Source organism: Bacillus sp. VT 712 (assembly GCF_001614195.1).
GTDB lineage: Bacteria > Bacillota > Bacilli > Bacillales > Bacillaceae_H > Priestia > Priestia flexa.
This window is the reverse complement of sequence record NZ_LWBK01000003.1, coordinates 23,312-41,739: the sequence shown is the minus strand read 5'-3', so window position 1 is coordinate 41,739 and position 18,428 is coordinate 23,312. Positions and strand designations below refer to the sequence as shown.

Genomic DNA, 18,428 nt, shown 5'->3' with positions numbered 1-18,428 from the left:
CCGTTATTTTTAACCGTACAGGCACATAGTAAGCCCGCCTAACATATAATTTAATGTCACGGCTTTATCGCTTACACTAACTGGAGGTGTGAAAATGTCAGCTATTATTACAGCGCTCGGATACTTTTTTAAAGAGTTAATATTTCTTGTGTCGTATGTTAAAAATAACGCTTTTCCCCAGCCGCTATCAGCTGCAGAAGAAAAACGCTATTTAACTTTAATGGCTCAAGGAGACCAAGAAGCGAGAAACTTATTAATTGAACATAACCTTCGACTCGTAGCACACATCGTGAAAAAATTTGAAAACACGGGGGAAGACGCTGAAGATCTTATCTCAATTGGAACAATTGGTTTAATCAAAGCGATTGAAAGCTATTCTCAAGGAAAAGGTACAAAGCTCGCAACGTACGCGGCAAGATGTATTGAGAATGAGATTTTAATGCACCTACGCGCTTTAAAGAAAACAAAGAAGGACGTGTCGTTGCACGATCCAATCGGCCAAGACAAAGAAGGAAATGAAATTAGCCTTATTGACATTTTAAAATCTGAATCAGATGATGTTATTGATATGATTCAGCTAAATATGGAATTAGAAAAAATCAAAGAGTACATTGATATTCTTGATGAGCGTGAGAAAGAGGTAATTGTTGGACGATTCGGGCTTGATTTACAGAAAGAAAAAACACAGCGTGAAATAGCTAAGGAACTCAATATATCTAGAAGCTACGTTTCCCGCATCGAAAAACGCGCATTAATGAAAATGTTTCACGAGTTTTATCGCGCTGAAAAAGAAAAAAAGTAAAATGGAAAGAACAATTAATTCTCTTCCACTTTTCTTTATACACCGTTATGATGATAGCTCATCTTTTATTTTCTTCTTTAACTTTTTAGCTCGATAAGCAAAGTAAAATGCTACTAATAATAAAACAACATCTACTCCGGACATGAACATTAATTGAACAAACGTTTTTTCACCTTGCCCAATTAATACACCAATATATAAAAATGTACCTGTAGCTAACAATACATAAATAAATCGTCGATAATCTTCTATTTTTTGTTTAATTAATTTTAATTCTTTTTGATTCATAAGCTTCACCCTTCCCTTAAGCCTTTGCACTTTTCTTAGTACGTGTGGTGACTAGAAACGCTATCTTTATCGTAACATAAAGAACACCAGCACAAGGATGACAATTTATGTAAACAAAAGAGTTTGGGACATAACAAAATGATTGCTTCTAAAAGACGAACACTAGCTGTTCCCATCTCTTTAGTTTGTCTTAACACGTTCGTTCCATTGCGCTACGGCCACTCGCTTTCCGCGGGGAGGAACCTGGGCTTCCTCGCTGCACTTTGGGATCTCAGTCTCCCCTCTCTTTCCCGCAGGAGTGGAGTGTCCTACGCTCCATTCCACCCTGTTTCCAACATTGTTTTCACAATCAACCAAAAAACCTGAACGATTAAAAGTTATGAACTCTCAATTGTTCAGGTATAGTAGAGGCTGAACTACTTATGTCTCAGTCTCTTTTATTTTAAACCATTTGACAAATCTTCAATTAAATCTTCTACATCTTCAAGACCTACTGATATACGTACTAGTCCATCCGTTATTCCTAATTCTCTGCGACGATCAGCTGGAATAGAAGCATGCGTCATTTTAGCAGGTAAAGAAATTAAGCTTTCCACCGCTCCTAAACTTTCAGCTAATGTGAAGTATTTTACCGTGGTTAATAGCTTATTAGCCTGCTCCTCACTACCTACATCAAACGATACCATACCACCAAATCCTCTTCCTTGCTGTTTGGCAACTGCGTGGTTCGGATGATTTTCAAGGCCTGGATAGTAAATTTTTTGTACCGCTGGATGATTGCTTAAATAGTCGACAATTTTCTTTGTATTTGCTTCATGCTCCTCCATACGAATCCCTAACGTTTTCATTCCTCTCATGAGTAACCATGAATCTTGTGGGCCTAAGATACCTCCAGTTGAATTTTGAATAAAATGAAGCTCTTCTGCAAGTTCTTTCGAATTTACAACTGCCAATCCTGCCACAACATCACTGTGGCCTCCTAAATATTTCGTTGCGCTATGGAGAACAATATCCGCTCCTTGCTCAATTGGATTTTGCCAGTATGGCGTGCTAAATGTGTTATCGACAATCGTTACTAAATCATGTTTTTTCGCTACTTGTGCAGCTTCCGAAATATCGGTGATTTTCAATAGCGGGTTTGTTGGTGTTTCAATGTACAGTGCTTTTGTATTTTCTTTGATTTCTTTTTCGATGTTTGTAACATCACTTGTATCAACAAATGTCGCTTCAATGCCAATGCGATTTAACACTTTCGTAATCACGCGATACGTACCGCCATATACATCATCCGTTAAAATAACATGGTCACCGCTGTTAAACAACATCATAACCGCTGTAACTGCAGCCATCCCCGACCCAAAAGCAAATCCCGCTTCTCCTCCTTCGAGGTCTTTAATTAGTTCTTCTAGAGCATGCCTTGTTGGATTCCCTGTACGTGAGTATTCATAACCTTTGTGTTTCCCAACTTCTTCTTGCTTGTACGTGCTCACTTGATAAATGGGAACTGAGACTGCTCCAGTATGTTGATCTCCCGCAATTCCACCATGAATAAGCTGTGTTTTACGCTTCATTATCTAAATACCTCCATCATAAATTTTTTTACTTAAATATCGTTCACTGCTGTCTGGAAAAATAGTAAGGATATTTGTACCAGGCTTAGCTTTTTGTGCTTCTTTTAATGCAGCCATAAAAGCAGCTCCTGATGAACTCCCTACTAAAAGCCCTTCCTTTGCCGCTAACTCTTGGACAGCTTTAAATGCTAAATCATCTTCAATGGTGTGAATGTCATCAAAGTAGCTTGTATTGATATAATCCGGTACAAATTCCATCCCAATGCCTTCTGTTTTGTGAGGACCTGCTTGACCGCCATTCAAAATTGAACCTTCAGGCTCAACAATCACTGTTTTTATTAATGGATTTTGTTCTTTTAAATATTGAGCAGTTCCCATGAATGTACCACCTGTGCCTGCTCCTGCCACAAATATATCGATATGACCATCCAGCTGTTCATATACCTCTGGACCTAGCGTTTTGTAATACGTTAACGGATTATCAGCGTTTGCAAACTGCTGCGGGCAATATGCGTTTGGAATAGTTTCGATAAGCTCCTTCGCTTTTTGAATAGCTCCTTTCATTCCCTCACTCGTAGGCGTGTGAACAACCTTTGCACCAAGGGCTTTCATAAGCTCTTGTTTTTCAATGCTAAACTTTTCAGGAATACATACAACAACGTTTAAATTGTATGGAATAGCTGCTAAAGCAAGCCCGATTCCCGTATTTCCTGCAGTTGGTTCAACTATTGTCCCACCATCAGTAACTTTTCCTGTAGCTAGGGCTCTTTCAATCAGCTCTTTTCCAAGACGATCTTTAATACTTCCTCCCGGGTTAAAGTATTCAAGCTTCGCAAACAATCGTACATCTTTAGGAAGCGCGAATTTTGTAATTTCAACGATGGGAGTTTTTCCAATTAACTCATGGATACTTTTTACGACTTCCATGATGCCAACACCTCTTTAGTAAAAGTTCCATCTATAGTTAACTCATCTGTTTAGTGTGAATTAAATCCCAATAGTACCAATACTATAAAATAGTATTGGTACTATTGGACAGATTTATTATTTTAATTTTGATAAAAAGTTTAATACTAAGTTTGTAGAGTTTACGGCTGCCTTTTCAAGGAACTGATCAAACGATACATCTGATTCTTTACCCGCAATATCAGATAATGCACGAATGATAACGAAAGGAACTTTAAACTGGTGACAAACCTGAGCTACTGCAGCAGCTTCCATTTCAGCTGCCATTAGTTCTGGGAATTTGCTTCTTACAAACTCAACGCGAACTGGATCATTCATAAATGAGTCACCCGTTGCAATTAAACCTTTGGCTACTTTCATATCCGTTACTTCTTGTGCACTTTGTTCTGCAATCTCAACAAGTTTTTTATCAGCTTGATATGCAGCAGGTAAATTTGGAACTTGACCGTACTCATAGCCAAATGCTGTTACATCAACATCATGATGACGTACTTCCGATGAAATAATTGCATCTCCAACATTTAGATCTGGATGAAAGCCGCCAGCAGACCCTGTATTAATCACATAGTCAGGCTGAAATCTTTCCAGTAAGATTGCTGTTGATAATGCAGCATTTACTTTTCCAATACCTGACTTTAACAGTACTACATCAATTTCATTGATTGTACCAGTTGAATATTCGCAGCCTGCAATGACTGTTTCTTCTCTGTTTTCTACCTTGTCTCGGAGAATCGTTACTTCTTCCTCCATAGCACCAATGATTGCTACTTTCATTATACGAACCTCTTTCTGTTATTGTTTCGTTGCCTCCACAATCCAAACGAAATGATTGAAGCGTTCAAAAGTTGCTTCAAATCCATTTTGTTCAAAAAGATTTTTTAAGACTGGAATCGTTGTATAATACTCTCTTTCTAAGTCTTCCGCTAAGTTAAAGAATTTATGTTGCTTAGCATATTCAATTGTTTCTTGAAACGACTCGTTTGTTTCAAACATCGTGTCAGCAAACACTATTTTACCATCTGTTTGTAGAAGGTTGCTATAGTTTCTAATCGCAAGCTCTTTTTCTTTATCTGTTAAGTGATGAAAAGCATAGGTACTAACAATTGTATCAACCTTCTCTTTTGGGGCAGGAAACGCTAAGAAGTCGCCATCAGATAAAGTAACCGATTCACCTAGCTTTCCTGCCGCAAGCTTTCGCATTGGACTTGAAGGCTCAATTCCTGTCACTGCTAGACTCTTTTCCAGTAGCTTTTTCGTTAAGTTTCCGGTTCCTACACCGAACTCAATTACGCTTCCCGATGAACGATTTGCAACTGCTTGTAAAATACCTTCATAGTTTCGAAAAACTTCTTCATATTCTTGATCATGTCCTTCAACAGTCAAATCATAGTTTTCTGCCCACTTTTCAAAGATGTTTAAAAACTCTCTACCCATCTTATCTCACCCTCATGTTTAATTTTGTTACTATCTAAGTTATTTTTTCACAATAAAAAATTGTTGTTATTTAACAATTTTATCTTTTCTTATAATTCTTATAGATATAGTATGATTTAAAGTATTAATTGTTCTTAAGTTATCATAATAAATTTATTTCGGCAAGAATTCCTGCTAAAATAAAGTTTGGTAAATATGGGATGAAGAAGGTGAAGCGAGACGATGAATTTTCAGTTTGATATGATTGAAGACAAAATTGAGTTTTTCGAATCACATGACTTAAAAGATTTAGAGAAACAAATTAATGATAAAGTTGAACAAAATAAAGCCATCTTATTAGGAGTTCAAAGCGTTTCTCATCAAATGGCAGTAGACTATGAACAAGGTAAGAAGCTTTATTCTGCGGTTGTTCATTTCAAACTAAAAAAGCAGCGCTAATGAAAGCGCCGCTTTTTTTATTAAGATAATTTTTCAACAACAGTTGGTTTCCAACCTTCGTTTTCTACCCATTCAATTTCCACTCGATACTTTACCGAGCCTTCACCTTTAGGACTAACTGTTGCCACTGCTTTTTCAGGAGCACCATTGTTGCCTAAACGCCATACTGTCATATCGTTTGGATTAACGCCTACTCCAGCTCCAACTGCTGCAAGCATTTCATTCCAATCAGTTGAACCTTTTTCATACGTAGCTGCTGGCTTTTCACCTTGCTCTGTACCTACAGGCTCCCAGGATGGGTCTACAGTTCGGCTTTCAACACCTGGCTCAGGATTTTCTTCCACTTCTACATCAGAAGACTCCTCTTGCTCTGTTGCTTCATCATCTGTTGCGTTTTCATCTGCTTCTTCATCACTTGCAGGTTCCTCTGTGTTTTCTTCAGGAGTATTTTTCTCCGTATCATTATTGTTTTCTGACTTTGGTGTTTGCTCTGTGTTTTGTTCTGGAGATGTCTCGTCTGATCCTTCTCCAAGAATAAGTGAGCCACCGATAAAGACAATCAATACCGCAACTACGGCAATTAACACATTATATAATCGGTTAACCTTTTTTTCTTTGTTTTGATGTCTTGAAGAACGATTGTTATTCATTGCTACAACTTCCTCCAACTTTTATAATGTTCTATTTTACCATGTGTTTGGAAATTCATGAAGCACATACCTTCATTTGAAGCATTTTTGTAATATTTTTTACATACTTTTTAGTTATTGATGATTTAAATCATACATCTCTTTAACAATATCATAAAAAATCTGATTTGTAGACGATATTGTACTTTTTGTATTCAAATCAACAACTACTAGGGCATACTTAGGTTTATCAGCAGGAAAGTATCCAGCGAACCACTTATTAACGATTTCATTTTCTACATCAATTTCAGCAGTACCAGACTTTCCTGCTACTGAATAAGGAAGATCTTGAAAACGTCTTCCCGTGCCATCCTCACTTTGGACAACTTGGCTTAGTAACTTTTGAAGTTCTTTAACCGTTGGCTTTTTTATACTTTCACCAGACAACTTTTTGTTTTTAAACGTGTAAAGCGAAGTATTGTTTTTATACTGAATTTCATCCACTACTTTTACTTGTCGCTTTTCTCCACCTCTAGCAATCGTAGCCATCATATTGGCAACTGCTAGAGGAGTAAGCTTCACATCTAGCTGACCGATAGCAGTTTGAGAAATGGCGTTGGGAACGCGTTTATTGGCATCCTTCTTCCACACTGTTCCCTTTCCTTCTTGAAGCTGTGTAAAATGATCAAAGTGAAACACATCTCCGCTCCACCCTACCGGGTCCGTTACGCCTAATTTTCGGGCATATTGGTCCAATGAATCAGGTTTTTTCTCACTCATTTGCTTAGCTAGCTGTGCAAACGTCTTATTACAGCTTTGTGCAAAGCTCTCTTCAAAGGATAACATTCCTTTTTGATGATCATTCTCTAACGATTCGTCATATATGCTTTGATTGCAATTAAACGTCATATTCGGAGTAAGAATCCCTTCTTCTACTGCAGCTGCTGCTGTGACGGTTTTAAACACAGATCCAGGGACTTGTGGCATTAGCATACGGTTATAGAGCCCCTTGTTCTTTTCTTCGTACGGATGAGTTTGATTGATATTAGGTCTACTAGCCATGGCTAATATGTTGCTCTTTTCGATATCTAATAGTACTACGCCGCCTTCTTTTAAGTTATATTTTTCTAATAGCTCTTCTACCTTTTCTTGAATTGTCAAATCCAGAGTCGTTTTCACATTTACAGGATAAAAAGGATTAGCATCTCCCGTATACTTAACATCAATTCCAAACATCGGACCTCCAAACCGATCGACGTGATATAACAACTTCGACTCTTGCTGTGGTAGAAGAAATTCGTCAAATGTTTTTTGCATGCCCGTAATGCCAATGGGCGTAGTTGCCTTTAATTCCCCACTTTTCAATTTATCTTCATATTGTGCTACGATTTTCTCCTGACTTTGTCTTACTAATCCAATTACATGCTCTGCAATAGGTACAGGACGCTCATCCTTTAACGGTACACCAAAAACTCCAGGTATCTTTAATTCATTCACTTGCTTTAACTGATCAATTGTTAGATGATCTCCAACAGCTACCGGAGACTTCGTATCTTTTAGCTTTGTAACCATCTCTACTGTCGAAATCCCCGTAATAGTAGACACCTGTTGCATGGGCCATTGCATTTCATTTAAAAACGGAAACAGCACAAGGCGATTATTCGTAACGGATGTAAGTGATTGACCGTTGCGGTCTATAAATTTACCTCTTCCATCATCTACCACCATTTCTTGTGTGCGCTGATGAACGCTTTCTTCAATTAAATTAACATTATGATTTGAAAATGATTCTGTACTAATAAGCTGTATTTGAACGAGTCTGCCAATAAGTAAAAAAATTAACAACATAATAATAATCAAAATCGATTGCATTCGTTTTCGAACTACTCTCAATGTCGATACACCTCACTCTGTATCATTGTCGCCGACGTAGCTTTTTTTCAAACGAATACAACAGATAAAATTCAGAATTAAACTTCTTTTTTCTAAAAATAGAAAAAAGAAGAGTTTGGGACATAACAAAATGATGGCTTCTAAAAAACGAACACTAGCTGTTCCCATCTCTTTGATATGTCTCAACATGTTCGTTCCATTGCGCTACGGTCACTCGCTTTCCGCGGGGAGGAACCTGAGCTTCCTCGCTGCGCTGCGGGATCTCAGTTTTCCCTCTCTTTCCCGCAGGAGTCGAGTGTCCTACGCTCCATTCCACCCTGTTTCCAACATTGTTTTCACAATCAACAAAAAACCTGAACGATTAAAAGTGAGAAACTCTCAATCGTTCAGGTTTATCATTGGCTGAATTACTTATGTCCCAGCCTCTTCTTTCTAACGAGCTAATTCATTTACATTTATTTTACAGTAACGATTTTAACAGCCATTTCTCCACCTGGAGTTTGAACTGTTACTTCATCTCCAACCTGTTTGCCTATTAGGCTTTTAGCAATTGGAGAGTCATTTGAAATTTTACCTTCAAATGGATCTGCTTCTGCACTACCTACAATTGTATACGTTTCCTCGTCTCCGTCTGGTAGTTCAATAAACGTCACAGATTTACCTAGAGATACAATTGAAGAGTTCTCTACATCTTCTTCAATAATTTTCGCATTGCGAATCATGTTTTCTAGCGTTGTAATGCGCCCTTCAACGAAAGCCTGTTCATCCTTTGCTGAATCATACTCAGAGTTCTCTGATAAGTCACCAAAACTACGAGCAATCTTAATGCGCTCTACTACTTCTTTACGCTTTACCGTCTTCAGATATTCTAATTCTTGTTCTAATTTTAGCTTTCCTTCTTCCGTCATTGGAAACACTTTTTCTTGTGCCATAACCCTTCACTCCTTTATAAAATCGAAATACATTAGTGCCTTATACAGTGTTTTCTGTATGTACTAAAAGGTTTCATATTCTAAAATCTCAGTGAATAGAGAAATGACAGCTTCAAATTAGAAGCTGCTCGTTTCTCTACTATATGTGAAGACCTTGTTTATAGAATATGACGATTTTATTTTCAAAAAAATCCCTGTATCTATGCTATGTTATTATAAAATCGCATTTTGTTCAAGAATTGTTTGGATTTTCGTTACCATCAAATCAATTGCTACGTGATTTTGACCGCCTTCTGGGATAATAATATCAGCGTATCGCTTAGTTGGTTCAATAAACTGATTATGCATTGGACGTACCACTGAAATATATTGATCGACTACGGATTCTAGCGTACGCTCACGCTCGTTAATATCTCGCAACATTCTGCGGATAATACGCAAATCAGCATCGGTATCAACATATAGTTTAATATCCATTAAGTTACGCAGACGCTTGTCCTCAAGCACTAAGATACCCTCTAAGATAATAACATCCTTTGGGTCTTCTACAATAACTTCTTGAGAGCGAGTATGAATAGTATAATCATATACAGGTTTTTCAATGCTCTCATAATTTAATAATTTCTGCAAGTGCTCAATTAAAAGGTCATTATCAAACGCTAAAGGATGATCATAGTTCGTCTGTAAGCGTTGTTCAAATGGCAGGTTACTTTGATCTTTATAATAATAATCTTGCTCTAGAAGCATAATTGAATGACCTTTAAAATATTCATAAATTGCTTTTGTAACAGTTGTTTTTCCAGAGCCAGATCCACCAGCAATACCGATTACAACGGGCTTTTTCCCCATCTTCTTATTAAATCCCCTTTCGCATCATGTTGTAAGAAAACAATGGTTTGTCTACCTTAAACGTTACAATTTGTAGCGGATGACGAGCAGCGTCTAGCTCATTGCCTTTTTCATCCCAAATTGTGCCGACTACTTGTGTAAAGTTTTCGATTCCTGGTCCAAAGAACTCCACTTCATCTCCAGGCTTAAAGTGGTTTCGCTGCTGAAGTGTTACCATGCTTGTTTCCTCATCATAGTCTAACACTAATCCAGCAAAATCAAATGTTGTTTTCTTACCATGAATGCCAAACATTTGCTCATCTACTCCTGGCACACCTTCAAAGAAAGCAGGAGCAGTATCACGATTAGCACATTTATCAAGCTCATCTAACCACTCTTTTTGAATCACAAAGTTTTCTGGATCTGCACAATAGGCATCAATGACTTTGCGATAGACGCTTACAACGGTTGCGATATAGTGGATTGATTTCATGCGGCCTTCAATTTTTAAGCTGTCGATACCTAGCTCAATCATTTTTGGAATTGATTGAATTAAGTTTAAATCTTTTGGGCTCATTGCAAACGGACTATCTGACTCATTGAATAAAGGAACTTCTGTTGATTCGCCTTCTAATTTAAATAAGTCATAGTCCCAGCGACATGACTGACAGCAGCCACCGCGGTTTGAATCCCGAGCTGTCATATGATTACTCAACGTGCATCGACCAGAGTAAGCAATACACATAGCTCCGTGAATAAATGTTTCAATTTCAATATCTACTTTTTCTTTCATTTCACGGATTTCTTCAGCACTCGTTTCACGCGCCAATACCACACGTTCTAAGCCTTCTTCTTTCCAGAACTGAACAGCACGCCAGTTTGAAAGCGACTGCTGAGTACTTAAATGTACTTCTAGCTTTGGGGCAACTCGGCGGCATGTTTCAATAATTAACGGATCTGCTACAATGATTCCAGCTACGCCAGCCGTCTGTAATCCCATTAAATATTCATCTAAGCCATCCATGTTTTCATTATGAGCAAAGATATTTGTTGTTACATAAATACGTGCTCCATATTTTTTTGCAAATTCTACTCCCTCAGCCATTTCTTCTAATGAAAAGTTACCTGCATTTGAGCGAAGACCGAACTCTTTTCCACCGATAAAGACCGCATCAGCACCATAATGTACTGCTACTTTTAACTTTTCAAGATTGCCTGCTGGAGCTAACAACTCGGGCTTTTTCGTAATAACACGTTTCCCATTAACAACCGTATCAATTTGCACAGCCATAGTTAGTACCTCCTAATTGTCTACTTTTTCGATTTTTCTTTCCATTCTCATGACACTTAGTAAACAGTTTCTTTAAAGAAGAATCCTGTATCAAGAGGACGATTTGCTGGTTGCATTGCTTCAATTTCTTCTAAAAGCTCGTCTTTTATCTCTTCATACTCTTCACGATTTTCTACGCATAAATCAATGGCTTTGCGATACTTCTTCGTTACTTCAATAATGTATTCTGCGCTCTTTAGCACACCATCAATTTTAAAAACGTCAACTTGTGCATCAATCATTTCTGCAAGCTCGTCGATAATACAAATATCGTTTGGACTCATGATATGTGTACCGTTCTCATCTTCGTAAATTGGATATTTGTTATCGCGTTCTTTATCAAATAAAAACATGTCTTGTTCAAGCTTTCGATTTCCAACTTCCATTACTTTACCTTGATATTCAAAATAGTTACCTAATAAAGAGCGCTTCGATTGAAACATACATGTCATTCCATGAACCTGTACTTCCACTTCTACTTCTGCATTCTCTTTAATATCAATGATACTGTCCATGCTAAGTTCACGAGCTAACACCGCACGCTTAGCACCTTTTCGTCCCCAGTAATTACATGTATACCAGTTGGTTGCAGTCGTCTCTGTATTCCAGTGAAGCTTCATTTTCGGAGCAACTGCGCGAGCAGCCATTAATACTGCTGGGTCTCCAAAGACAATGGCATCTACGCCTGCTTCTTGTAAAAACAAGATATATTCATCTAATTCTGCTACTGTATCATTATGAAATAGCGCGTTCATAGCTACATAAACTTTTGTATGATGAGCGTGTGCAATATTAACTGCCTCTACGATATCCTCACGCTTAAAGTCTCCTGCAAGTCGTAACCCATATCGCTGTTCACCAATTACAAATGCGTTTGCACCGGCTTCTATTAATGGTTTAATATTTGAAACAGCAGTTGGTGTTACTAATAGTTCAGGTTTTTTCATTGTCAATCACCTCTTTTTATACTAATTGCAATTCCATCCCCAATTGGTAAAATGGTGGTTTGGAAATCTGGATGTTTCATTAGCCATACGTTGTATGCATCAATTTTTTTAATTAAACTTCGCTTACGGCGCGTTTCAATCTGCGATAAATCGGTTCCTACGTGCCCTTTGAATAAAATATTATCTGAAATGATAATACCTTTTTTATTTACTAATGGTGCATAATGCTCAAAGAAGCGCTGATATTGCCCTTTGGCAGCATCAATAAATACGGCATCGTAAGGGCCATTTTGTTCAATGTCTGCTTGAAGTTCTAAAGCATCTCCAAACAAGGTTTTAATCTGCTCTTTCTTTTCAGCTCGATTAATGAATAACTGAGCTTGTTTATACCGATCTTCATTACGCTCCACCGTAACGATTTTAGCATTTGGTAATGCTTCAGCCATACGAATAGCCGAATAGCCGATGGCTGTCCCAATTTCTAATATATGTGCTGGCTGATGAAGGCGAAGAATTTGAAGCAATGCTTCAATTCCGATGAGTTCCATAATTGGTACTACATGTTCTTTTGCATAGTTCTCCATCTCTTCAACAAGCTCTGTACGCTTAGGAATAAGGTTTTCTACATACTGTTCAACATTTTGTAAAAGCAAAACACTTCCTCCGTTCAAAGAAGTATGTTTGACGTTAGTCAAAAGCGGTTATATATAGTTTGACTCACTAAATAAACGTGACTAAAGCTCAAAAAAAAGCCTTAGCTAACATGTACTAACGCACAAAATATACCGCAATAAAAATATACAACTAGTCCATTATAATTGGTTTTTTTCTGAACGTAAACCCGATATATTTTAACATAAAAGTAGAGCAGATGCCAAAAAGTCGAATCAATTTTTTAAAGCTATCCACACAATTTTATAACTAAAACCCCCTTTATCTTTAAAAGTAAAGGGGGTTTTAAACGCTTAATTAACGGTTACTATTGCTTTTATTTCTTATCTTCTTCACGAGGCCCTGTGATATGAGTCGCTTTTTCTTTGTTATGCTCATCAAGTGTTTTGGTAAAGATGACTTCTCCATCTTTATTCGCTAAGAAATAGAGGTAATTGGTATCAGCGGGTTCCAAAGCTGCTTTAATAGACATTAAGCCTGAGTTTGCAATCGGTCCTGGTGTAAGTCCTTTCTCTCGATACGTATTGTAAGGCGAGTCTACTTCTAAATCTTTATAGTAGACTCGCTCACGATGCTCACCTAAAGCATATAACACCGTTGGATCCGTCTGTAATGGCATATCCTCTTCAAGACGATTATAAAACACGCTTGCGATTTTCTCACGATCCACCTGTTCCGTTGCTTCTTCTTCAATTAAAGAAGCCATCGTTAAAAGCTTGTGAGCCGTATATTTTTTGCTCTTCATTTCCTTTTGATATTGAGCTAAAACACCGTTCGTTTTACCAATCATTTTATCTAAAATGACTTCAAGCGAAACATTTGAATCATAGTGATCGTAAGTAGCAGGATATAAATACCCTTCTAAAGGATGCTTAATGTCCTTATTAAACACTTCATCCGTCACAAGATCTGGGTATTTCTTCTTCATCTTCTCAATAAAAGCAGGGTCATCTAAAGTATTCATTACTTCTTCTTCCGTGTAGTTTGTTCGATTTGCAATAATTGTAGCAATTTCATCAAGCTGACGGCCTTCTGGAATTGCTAAGCGAACATCCGGATTCTTCGAGACATCTCCTGTTTCCATCATATCGACCATCTCACTTAAGCTCATGGAAGGAGAAAAAGTGTATGTTCCAGCCTGAAATCCTGATACGCTAGACATTTTAATATAGTATCGAAAAGCACTTTCACTTTTAATTAGCTTTTCTTCTTTTAACAACGTTCCAATCGACCGGACTGAAGAACCTTGCGGAATCGTTATATTTACTTTTTTACTACTGTTTTTATCAACGGGTTGTACAAATGATTGAGCATAAAAAACGCCTCCACCAATAAGTACAGCTAAAAGAATTATTGTCACAATGATAATTTTTTTTCGTTTATTTTTTTTAGGTGTAAAAAAAGATTGGTGCGACAAGTTGCATCCTCCTCTCATACGCACGCACTATTATACTACAATTTATCTCATTTTTCGTCATTATCATACAAGACCGCCTATAAAAGCAAGTGAAAAGACATGTCCTCATTAGGATAGACAGTAAAGATGTAAATTATTTGAAAAATAAACCATAAAAAAAGTTGGTAGCTCTCGCCACCAACTTTTTTATTCGCCTTCTTCTTCGTCAAGGAATGTGTTAACCATTTCCTCAACCATATCCCATTCTTCTTCTGTCTCGATTGGTTGAAGTTCACCATCTTCACCATTTTCGCTTGGTGTGAAAGCAGACGCATGAATTTCAATTTCTTCATCGTCATTTTCATCTGCACCAATTGGATAATAAATTACATAAGATTTACCATATTCTTCAGAATCAAATGTGAATAAAATCTCACATAATTGCTCGTTACCACTTTCGTCTACGATTGTAATTTTTCCTTCTTCTGTCATGTTCGACACCTCATTTTCCAGCTATTTACTAGCGATTTTATGGCAAGTTGAAAGCCCTAGCTTCTTATCAAATTAGACTCTTTTTATCGAGGATAACCGTGCAGAAGCTAAGCTACAATCAACCTTATTGTTTGCTGTCTAAGTATCCTTGAAGAATCATAACAGCCGCCATCTTATCAATGACTTTTTTACGCTTTTTACGACTAACATCAGCTGAAAGTAAAACACGCTCTGCAGCCATTGTCGATAAGCGTTCATCCCACATCATCGTTTCGATGTTTAGATCCTTCTTTAGTTCCTCTGCAAATTGAAGACAAGCTTCACCGCGAGGACCAATTGTGCCATTCATATTTTTTGGTAGGCCAACAATGACTTTTTCAACTGAATACTCATCAATTAATTGCTGTAATCGAGGATAAGACTCCTTCATTTGCTCATCGGCAATTTTAATCGTCTCAATCCCTTGGGCTGTCCAGCCCATTTCGTCGCTTACAGCTACGCCAATTGTCTTCGTGCCAACATCTAATCCTAATACGCGCATTTATGAATCCTTTCGATGCTGTTGTAAATAAGATTTCACAAGTTCTTCAATGAGCTCGTCTCTCTCTAATTGGCGAATTGTGTTTCGCGCATCATTATGACGAGGAATGTAAGCAGGATCTCCTGATAGCAAATATCCAACGATTTGGTTAATCGGGTTATATCCTTTTTCTTTCAATGCCTCATAAACCGTAAATAAAACCTCATGGACGCTTGTTTCAGCTGGCTCATCTTGAAAATTGAATTGCATTGTTTTATCAAATGAACTCATTTTCCCACCTCACTCGTTTAATTTGTGAGCACATTATGAATCATGTTAAGTCTTACTTCTATTGTACACCAAGAAAGAGGAGAATTAAACGGATTTAACCCATTCTTCTACAATCTTCAATGCATTTTCAATTTGGTTCGGATCTTTTCCACCTGCTTGAGCCATATCTGGACGACCACCGCCGCCACCGCCACAAATTGTTGCCACTTCTTTTACAATCTTACCTGCATGATGACCGTTTGCAATTAAATCTTTTGTCACTCCTGCAACGATATTTACTTTTTCACCTTGAGGTGCAGCTAGTACAATAACTGCTGAGTCAAGCTTTTGCTTTAAGTCATCTACCATTGAACGAAGGTTGTTCATATCCGTTGCGTTTACTTTTTCTGCTAAGACGCTCACACCGTTTACGTCTTTCACGCGGTCGATTAGATTGCCTGCCTCAATATTCCCTAGCTTCGTTGCTAATGACTCATTTTCACGATGAAGTTGGCGAATTTCTTCTAGTAAGCCTTCCACACGACTAACAAGATCTCGAGGGTTCGCTTTTGCTTTTGCTGCTGCTTCTTTTAACAGTGTTACTTGGTCATTCATCAACTGATAAGCTGCTTTTCCAGTTACGGCTTCAATACGGCGTGTTCCAGCTCCAATTCCTGATTCTGATACAATCTTAAATAAGCCGATTTCAGACGTATTAGCAACGTGGCAACCACCACAAAGCTCTAAGCTATAGCTTCCAACCTGAACAACGCGAACGATATCGCCATACTTCTCACCAAACAGCGCCATTGCACCCATTGCTTTTGCTTCATCAATTGCTTTATTTTCAATATTTACGGAAATGTTTTCCCAAATTTTTTCGTTTACAATCGTTTCAATCTTTTCAATTTCTTCCGCTGTTATTTGTCCAAAATGAGAGAAATCAAAACGTAAGCGATCTGGAGTTACTAATGAACCAGCTTGGTTAACATGCATTCCTAACGTATCTTTTAATGCTTGGTGAAGCAGGTGAGTTGCCGTATGGTTTTTCACGATTGCATCCCGCTTTTTCCCGTTAATTGTCGCTGTGTAAGTTTCGCCCTTTACAAGCTCTCCGCTTCTTACTTCTACAGTGTGCACGTGCTGGCCATTCGGTGCCTTTTGCACATCTTTAACTGCTGCAACAGATGTGGCATTTGAGATTTCACCTTGGTCAGCAATTTGTCCACCGCTCTCAGCATAGAATGGCGTTTGCTTTAAAATAACCTGTGCTTCTTGACCTTCCGTTACTTTATCAACAAGTTCTCCATGTAAGATAATAGCTTCAATGAACGTTTCCACTTCGTCTTTATCGTAGCCGACAAACTCACTTTCAACTGTTAACTCGCCTAATACCCCACCTTGAACTTGCATAGAGCTAGAATCTTGGCGAGCTGCTCTTGCACGCTCACGTTGACCTTCCATCTCGCTTTCAAATCCGTCATGATCTATTTTCATCTTTTCATCTTCTGCATATTCTTCCGTTAACTCAACTGGGAAGCCATATGTATCATATAATCGGAATACATCTTCACCAGAAATTGTATCACTGCCTTGGTCTTTTGCTTTTTTAATCATTGTTGCTAAAATAGCAAGACCCTCGTTTAACGTTTCGTGAAAACGCTCTTCCTCGTTTTTCACAACGCGCTGAATGAAGTCTGTTTTGTCTTTCACTTCTGGGTAGAAATCAACCATAATCTCACCCACAACAGGTACTAGCTCGTACATAAACGGACGATTGATGCCTAGTTTTTTTGCATAGCGTACAGCACGACGTAATAAACGGCGCAGTACATATCCACGACCTTCATTGGATGGAAGAGCTCCGTCTCCAACAGCAAATGTCACCGTACGAATATGGTCAGCAATTACTTTAAATGCAACGTCTTTTTCATCTTCTGTGCGGTATTTAGCACCTGAGATGTTTTCAGTTGCTTCAATAATTGGCATGAATAAGTCTGTATCAAAGTTTGTCGGTACATCTTGAATAACCGACACCATACGCTCTAGTCCCATTCCTGTATCAATGTTCTTCTTTGGTAGTGGTGTATAGGTATGATCAGGGTTATGGTTAAATTGAGAAAATACTAAATTCCAGATTTCTAAATAGCGCTCGTTTTCTCCACCAGGGTATAGCTCAGGGTCAGTTAAGTCGTTTCCATAAGCTTCACCACGGTCATAAAAAATCTCTGTATTCGGTCCACTTGGCCCTTCACCAATATCCCAGAAGTTACCTTCTAAACGAATAATGCGCTCTTTTGGAACTCCAATTTTTTCGTTCCAAAGCTTGAATGCTTCTTCATCTTCTGGGTGAATAGTGACAGATAACTTTTCAGGATCAAAGCCAATCCATTTATCGCTCGTTAAGAACTCCCAAGCCCAGTCGATTGCTTCTTCTTTAAAATATTCACCGATTGAAAAGTTACCTAACATTTCAAAGAACGTATGGTGACGCGCTGTTTTACCAACGTTTTCAATATCATTTGTACGAATTGATTTTTGAGCATTACAAATACGTGGGTTTTGTGGAATAACGCGTCCGTCAAAGTATTTCTTTAGCGTCGCAACACCACTGTTAATCCATAAAAGAGATGGATCTTCATGAGGTACAAGAGAAGCGCTCGGCTCTACATCATGACCTTTTTCTTTAAAGAAATCTAAGTACATTTGACGCACTTGTGCAGATGTTAACTTTTTCATGATTGGTTCCTCCTTTAGAACTCTTCATTATTTATAGACAAAAACATAATGACCTAAAAGCAGCTTGCTTCATTACGCACAATACAATAGGGAGTTTTAGAAATTTGCACACAAAAAAACTCTCATCCCAAAAAGCAGGGACGAGAGTTTAGCTCGCGGTACCACCCTGATTATGAACATGTTAGAATGTTCATCACCTTCATCGCATTAACGCTGCTAAAACGGCAGGGTTTTCCTGCACTCAGGACTAGCATTCAGCTATTCTTTGTATCGCACCTCTT

At 38.0% G+C, this 18,428-nt stretch carries 19 protein-coding genes and 1 other annotated feature (1 of these 20 cut by a window edge); of the genes, 2 read left to right on the top strand and 17 right to left on the bottom strand.

Annotated features, from left to right (window positions below; all coding sequences use genetic code 11):
• Positions 1-94 precede the first annotated feature (94 nt).
• Complete coding sequence (gene sigK, locus A2U94_RS01830; RefSeq protein WP_035321368.1) at positions 95-802, top strand: RNA polymerase sporulation sigma factor SigK; 708 nt, start codon at positions 95-97, stop codon at positions 800-802.
• A gap of 45 nt (positions 803-847) precedes the next feature.
• On the opposite strand, the gene A2U94_RS01825 is transcribed toward sigK, so the two are convergent.
• The 5 genes from A2U94_RS01825 to A2U94_RS01805 all read right to left on the bottom strand — a co-directional run bounded on the left by A2U94_RS01825 (position 848) and on the right by A2U94_RS01805 (position 5,061).
• The gene (locus A2U94_RS01825) at positions 848-1,090 is read right to left on the bottom strand and encodes a YrhC family protein (RefSeq protein ID WP_025911689.1); all 243 of its coding nucleotides are present in this window, start codon (positions 1,088-1,090) and stop codon (positions 848-850) included.
• A gap of 437 nt (positions 1,091-1,527) precedes the next feature.
• Complete coding sequence (locus A2U94_RS01820; RefSeq protein WP_025911690.1) at positions 1,528-2,661, bottom strand: bifunctional cystathionine gamma-lyase/homocysteine desulfhydrase; 1,134 nt, start codon at positions 2,659-2,661, stop codon at positions 1,528-1,530.
• A gap of 3 nt (positions 2,662-2,664) precedes the next feature.
• Positions 2,665-3,588, bottom strand: coding sequence for a PLP-dependent cysteine synthase family protein (locus A2U94_RS01815; protein ID WP_025911691.1), 924 nt, complete (start codon positions 3,586-3,588; stop codon positions 2,665-2,667).
• A gap of 117 nt (positions 3,589-3,705) precedes the next feature.
• Positions 3,706-4,401 (bottom strand): 5'-methylthioadenosine/S-adenosylhomocysteine nucleosidase, encoded by a 696-nt coding sequence (gene mtnN / locus A2U94_RS01810; protein ID WP_025911693.1) that lies wholly within the window; start codon positions 4,399-4,401, stop codon positions 3,706-3,708.
• Positions 4,402-4,419: 18 nt separating this feature from the next.
• A complete protein-coding gene (locus A2U94_RS01805; protein WP_062954398.1) occupies positions 4,420-5,061 on the bottom strand; it encodes a class I SAM-dependent DNA methyltransferase in 642 nt (213 codons plus the stop codon).
• A 222-nt stretch (positions 5,062-5,283) separates the two neighbouring features.
• Between A2U94_RS01805 and A2U94_RS01800 the strand changes: the two genes are divergently transcribed.
• Entirely contained in the window at positions 5,284-5,499 is a 216-nt protein-coding gene (locus tag A2U94_RS01800) for a YrzA family protein (protein WP_025911695.1), read from the top strand.
• A gap of 20 nt (positions 5,500-5,519) precedes the next feature.
• On the opposite strand, the gene A2U94_RS01795 is transcribed toward A2U94_RS01800, so the two are convergent.
• From A2U94_RS01795 to alaS, 12 genes are all read right to left on the bottom strand, one after another.
• Positions 5,520-6,149: a YrrS family protein gene (locus A2U94_RS01795; RefSeq protein WP_062687311.1), complete on the bottom strand. Its 630-nt coding sequence runs from the start codon at positions 6,147-6,149 to the stop codon at positions 5,520-5,522.
• Positions 6,150-6,263: 114 nt separating this feature from the next.
• Entirely contained in the window at positions 6,264-8,021 is a 1,758-nt protein-coding gene (locus A2U94_RS01790; RefSeq protein WP_061784999.1) for a peptidoglycan D,D-transpeptidase FtsI family protein, read from the bottom strand.
• 455 nt (positions 8,022-8,476) lie between these two features.
• Positions 8,477-8,953 (bottom strand): transcription elongation factor GreA, encoded by a 477-nt coding sequence (gene greA, locus A2U94_RS01785; protein ID WP_062686950.1) that lies wholly within the window; start codon positions 8,951-8,953, stop codon positions 8,477-8,479.
• Between the two features lie 213 nt (positions 8,954-9,166).
• Entirely contained in the window at positions 9,167-9,802 is a 636-nt protein-coding gene (udk, locus tag A2U94_RS01780) for a uridine kinase (protein WP_025911705.1), read from the bottom strand.
• 7 nt (positions 9,803-9,809) lie between these two features.
• Positions 9,810-11,072: a peptidase U32 family protein gene (locus A2U94_RS01775; protein ID WP_035321382.1), complete on the bottom strand. Its 1,263-nt coding sequence runs from the start codon at positions 11,070-11,072 to the stop codon at positions 9,810-9,812.
• Between the two features lie 56 nt (positions 11,073-11,128).
• The gene (locus tag A2U94_RS01770) at positions 11,129-12,058 is read right to left on the bottom strand and encodes a peptidase U32 family protein (protein ID WP_025911708.1); all 930 of its coding nucleotides are present in this window, start codon (positions 12,056-12,058) and stop codon (positions 11,129-11,131) included.
• A 2-nt stretch (positions 12,059-12,060) separates the two neighbouring features.
• Positions 12,061-12,711, bottom strand: coding sequence for an O-methyltransferase (locus tag A2U94_RS01765; RefSeq protein ID WP_025911709.1), 651 nt, complete (start codon positions 12,709-12,711; stop codon positions 12,061-12,063).
• 335 nt (positions 12,712-13,046) lie between these two features.
• A complete protein-coding gene (gene mltG, locus A2U94_RS01760; RefSeq protein ID WP_062954397.1) occupies positions 13,047-14,165 on the bottom strand; it encodes an endolytic transglycosylase MltG in 1,119 nt (372 codons plus the stop codon).
• Between the two features lie 168 nt (positions 14,166-14,333).
• On the bottom strand, positions 14,334-14,627 hold the full coding sequence (locus tag A2U94_RS01755; RefSeq protein WP_256993314.1) for a DUF1292 domain-containing protein: 294 nt from the start codon (positions 14,625-14,627) through the stop codon (positions 14,334-14,336).
• Between the two features lie 115 nt (positions 14,628-14,742).
• A complete protein-coding gene (gene ruvX, locus A2U94_RS01750; RefSeq protein WP_025911713.1) occupies positions 14,743-15,159 on the bottom strand; it encodes a Holliday junction resolvase RuvX in 417 nt (138 codons plus the stop codon).
• On the bottom strand, positions 15,160-15,429 hold the full coding sequence (locus tag A2U94_RS01745; RefSeq protein ID WP_025911714.1) for an IreB family regulatory phosphoprotein: 270 nt from the start codon (positions 15,427-15,429) through the stop codon (positions 15,160-15,162).
• Positions 15,430-15,513: 84 nt separating this feature from the next.
• Positions 15,514-18,147: an alanine--tRNA ligase gene (gene alaS, locus A2U94_RS01740; RefSeq protein WP_025911715.1), complete on the bottom strand. Its 2,634-nt coding sequence runs from the start codon at positions 18,145-18,147 to the stop codon at positions 15,514-15,516.
• A 133-nt stretch (positions 18,148-18,280) separates the two neighbouring features.
• Positions 18,281-18,428: a binding site (T-box leader), on the bottom strand; it runs 66 nt beyond the window's last position.

Coding starts and splice junctions, on each gene's coding strand:
- A2U94_RS01805 (WP_062954398.1), bottom strand. CDS start 5,061: ATGGGTAGAGAGTTTTTAAACATCTTTGAAAAGTGGGCAGAAAACTAT.
- A2U94_RS01770 (WP_025911708.1), bottom strand. CDS start 12,058: ATGAAAAAACCTGAACTATTAGTAACACCAACTGCTGTTTCAAATATT.
- A2U94_RS01795 (WP_062687311.1), bottom strand. CDS start 6,149: ATGAATAACAATCGTTCTTCAAGACATCAAAACAAAGAAAAAAAGGTT.
- A2U94_RS01820 (WP_025911690.1), bottom strand. CDS start 2,661: ATGAAGCGTAAAACACAGCTTATTCATGGTGGAATTGCGGGAGATCAA.
- A2U94_RS01825 (WP_025911689.1), bottom strand. CDS start 1,090: ATGAATCAAAAAGAATTAAAATTAATTAAACAAAAAATAGAAGATTAT.
- A2U94_RS01775 (WP_035321382.1), bottom strand. CDS start 11,072: ATGGCTGTGCAAATTGATACGGTTGTTAATGGGAAACGTGTTATTACG.
- mtnN (WP_025911693.1), bottom strand. CDS start 4,401: ATGAAAGTAGCAATCATTGGTGCTATGGAGGAAGAAGTAACGATTCTC.
- A2U94_RS01745 (WP_025911714.1), bottom strand. CDS start 15,429: ATGAGTTCATTTGATAAAACAATGCAATTCAATTTTCAAGATGAGCCA.
- sigK (WP_035321368.1), top strand. CDS start 95: ATGTCAGCTATTATTACAGCGCTCGGATACTTTTTTAAAGAGTTAATA.
- A2U94_RS01815 (WP_025911691.1), bottom strand. CDS start 3,588: ATGGAAGTCGTAAAAAGTATCCATGAGTTAATTGGAAAAACTCCCATC.
- mltG (WP_062954397.1), bottom strand. CDS start 14,165: ATGAGAGGAGGATGCAACTTGTCGCACCAATCTTTTTTTACACCTAAA.
- greA (WP_062686950.1), bottom strand. CDS start 8,953: ATGGCACAAGAAAAAGTGTTTCCAATGACGGAAGAAGGAAAGCTAAAA.
- A2U94_RS01800 (WP_025911695.1), top strand. CDS start 5,284: ATGAATTTTCAGTTTGATATGATTGAAGACAAAATTGAGTTTTTCGAA.
- udk (WP_025911705.1), bottom strand. CDS start 9,802: ATGGGGAAAAAGCCCGTTGTAATCGGTATTGCTGGTGGATCTGGCTCT.
- alaS (WP_025911715.1), bottom strand. CDS start 18,147: ATGAAAAAGTTAACATCTGCACAAGTGCGTCAAATGTACTTAGATTTC.
- ruvX (WP_025911713.1), bottom strand. CDS start 15,159: ATGCGCGTATTAGGATTAGATGTTGGCACGAAGACAATTGGCGTAGCT.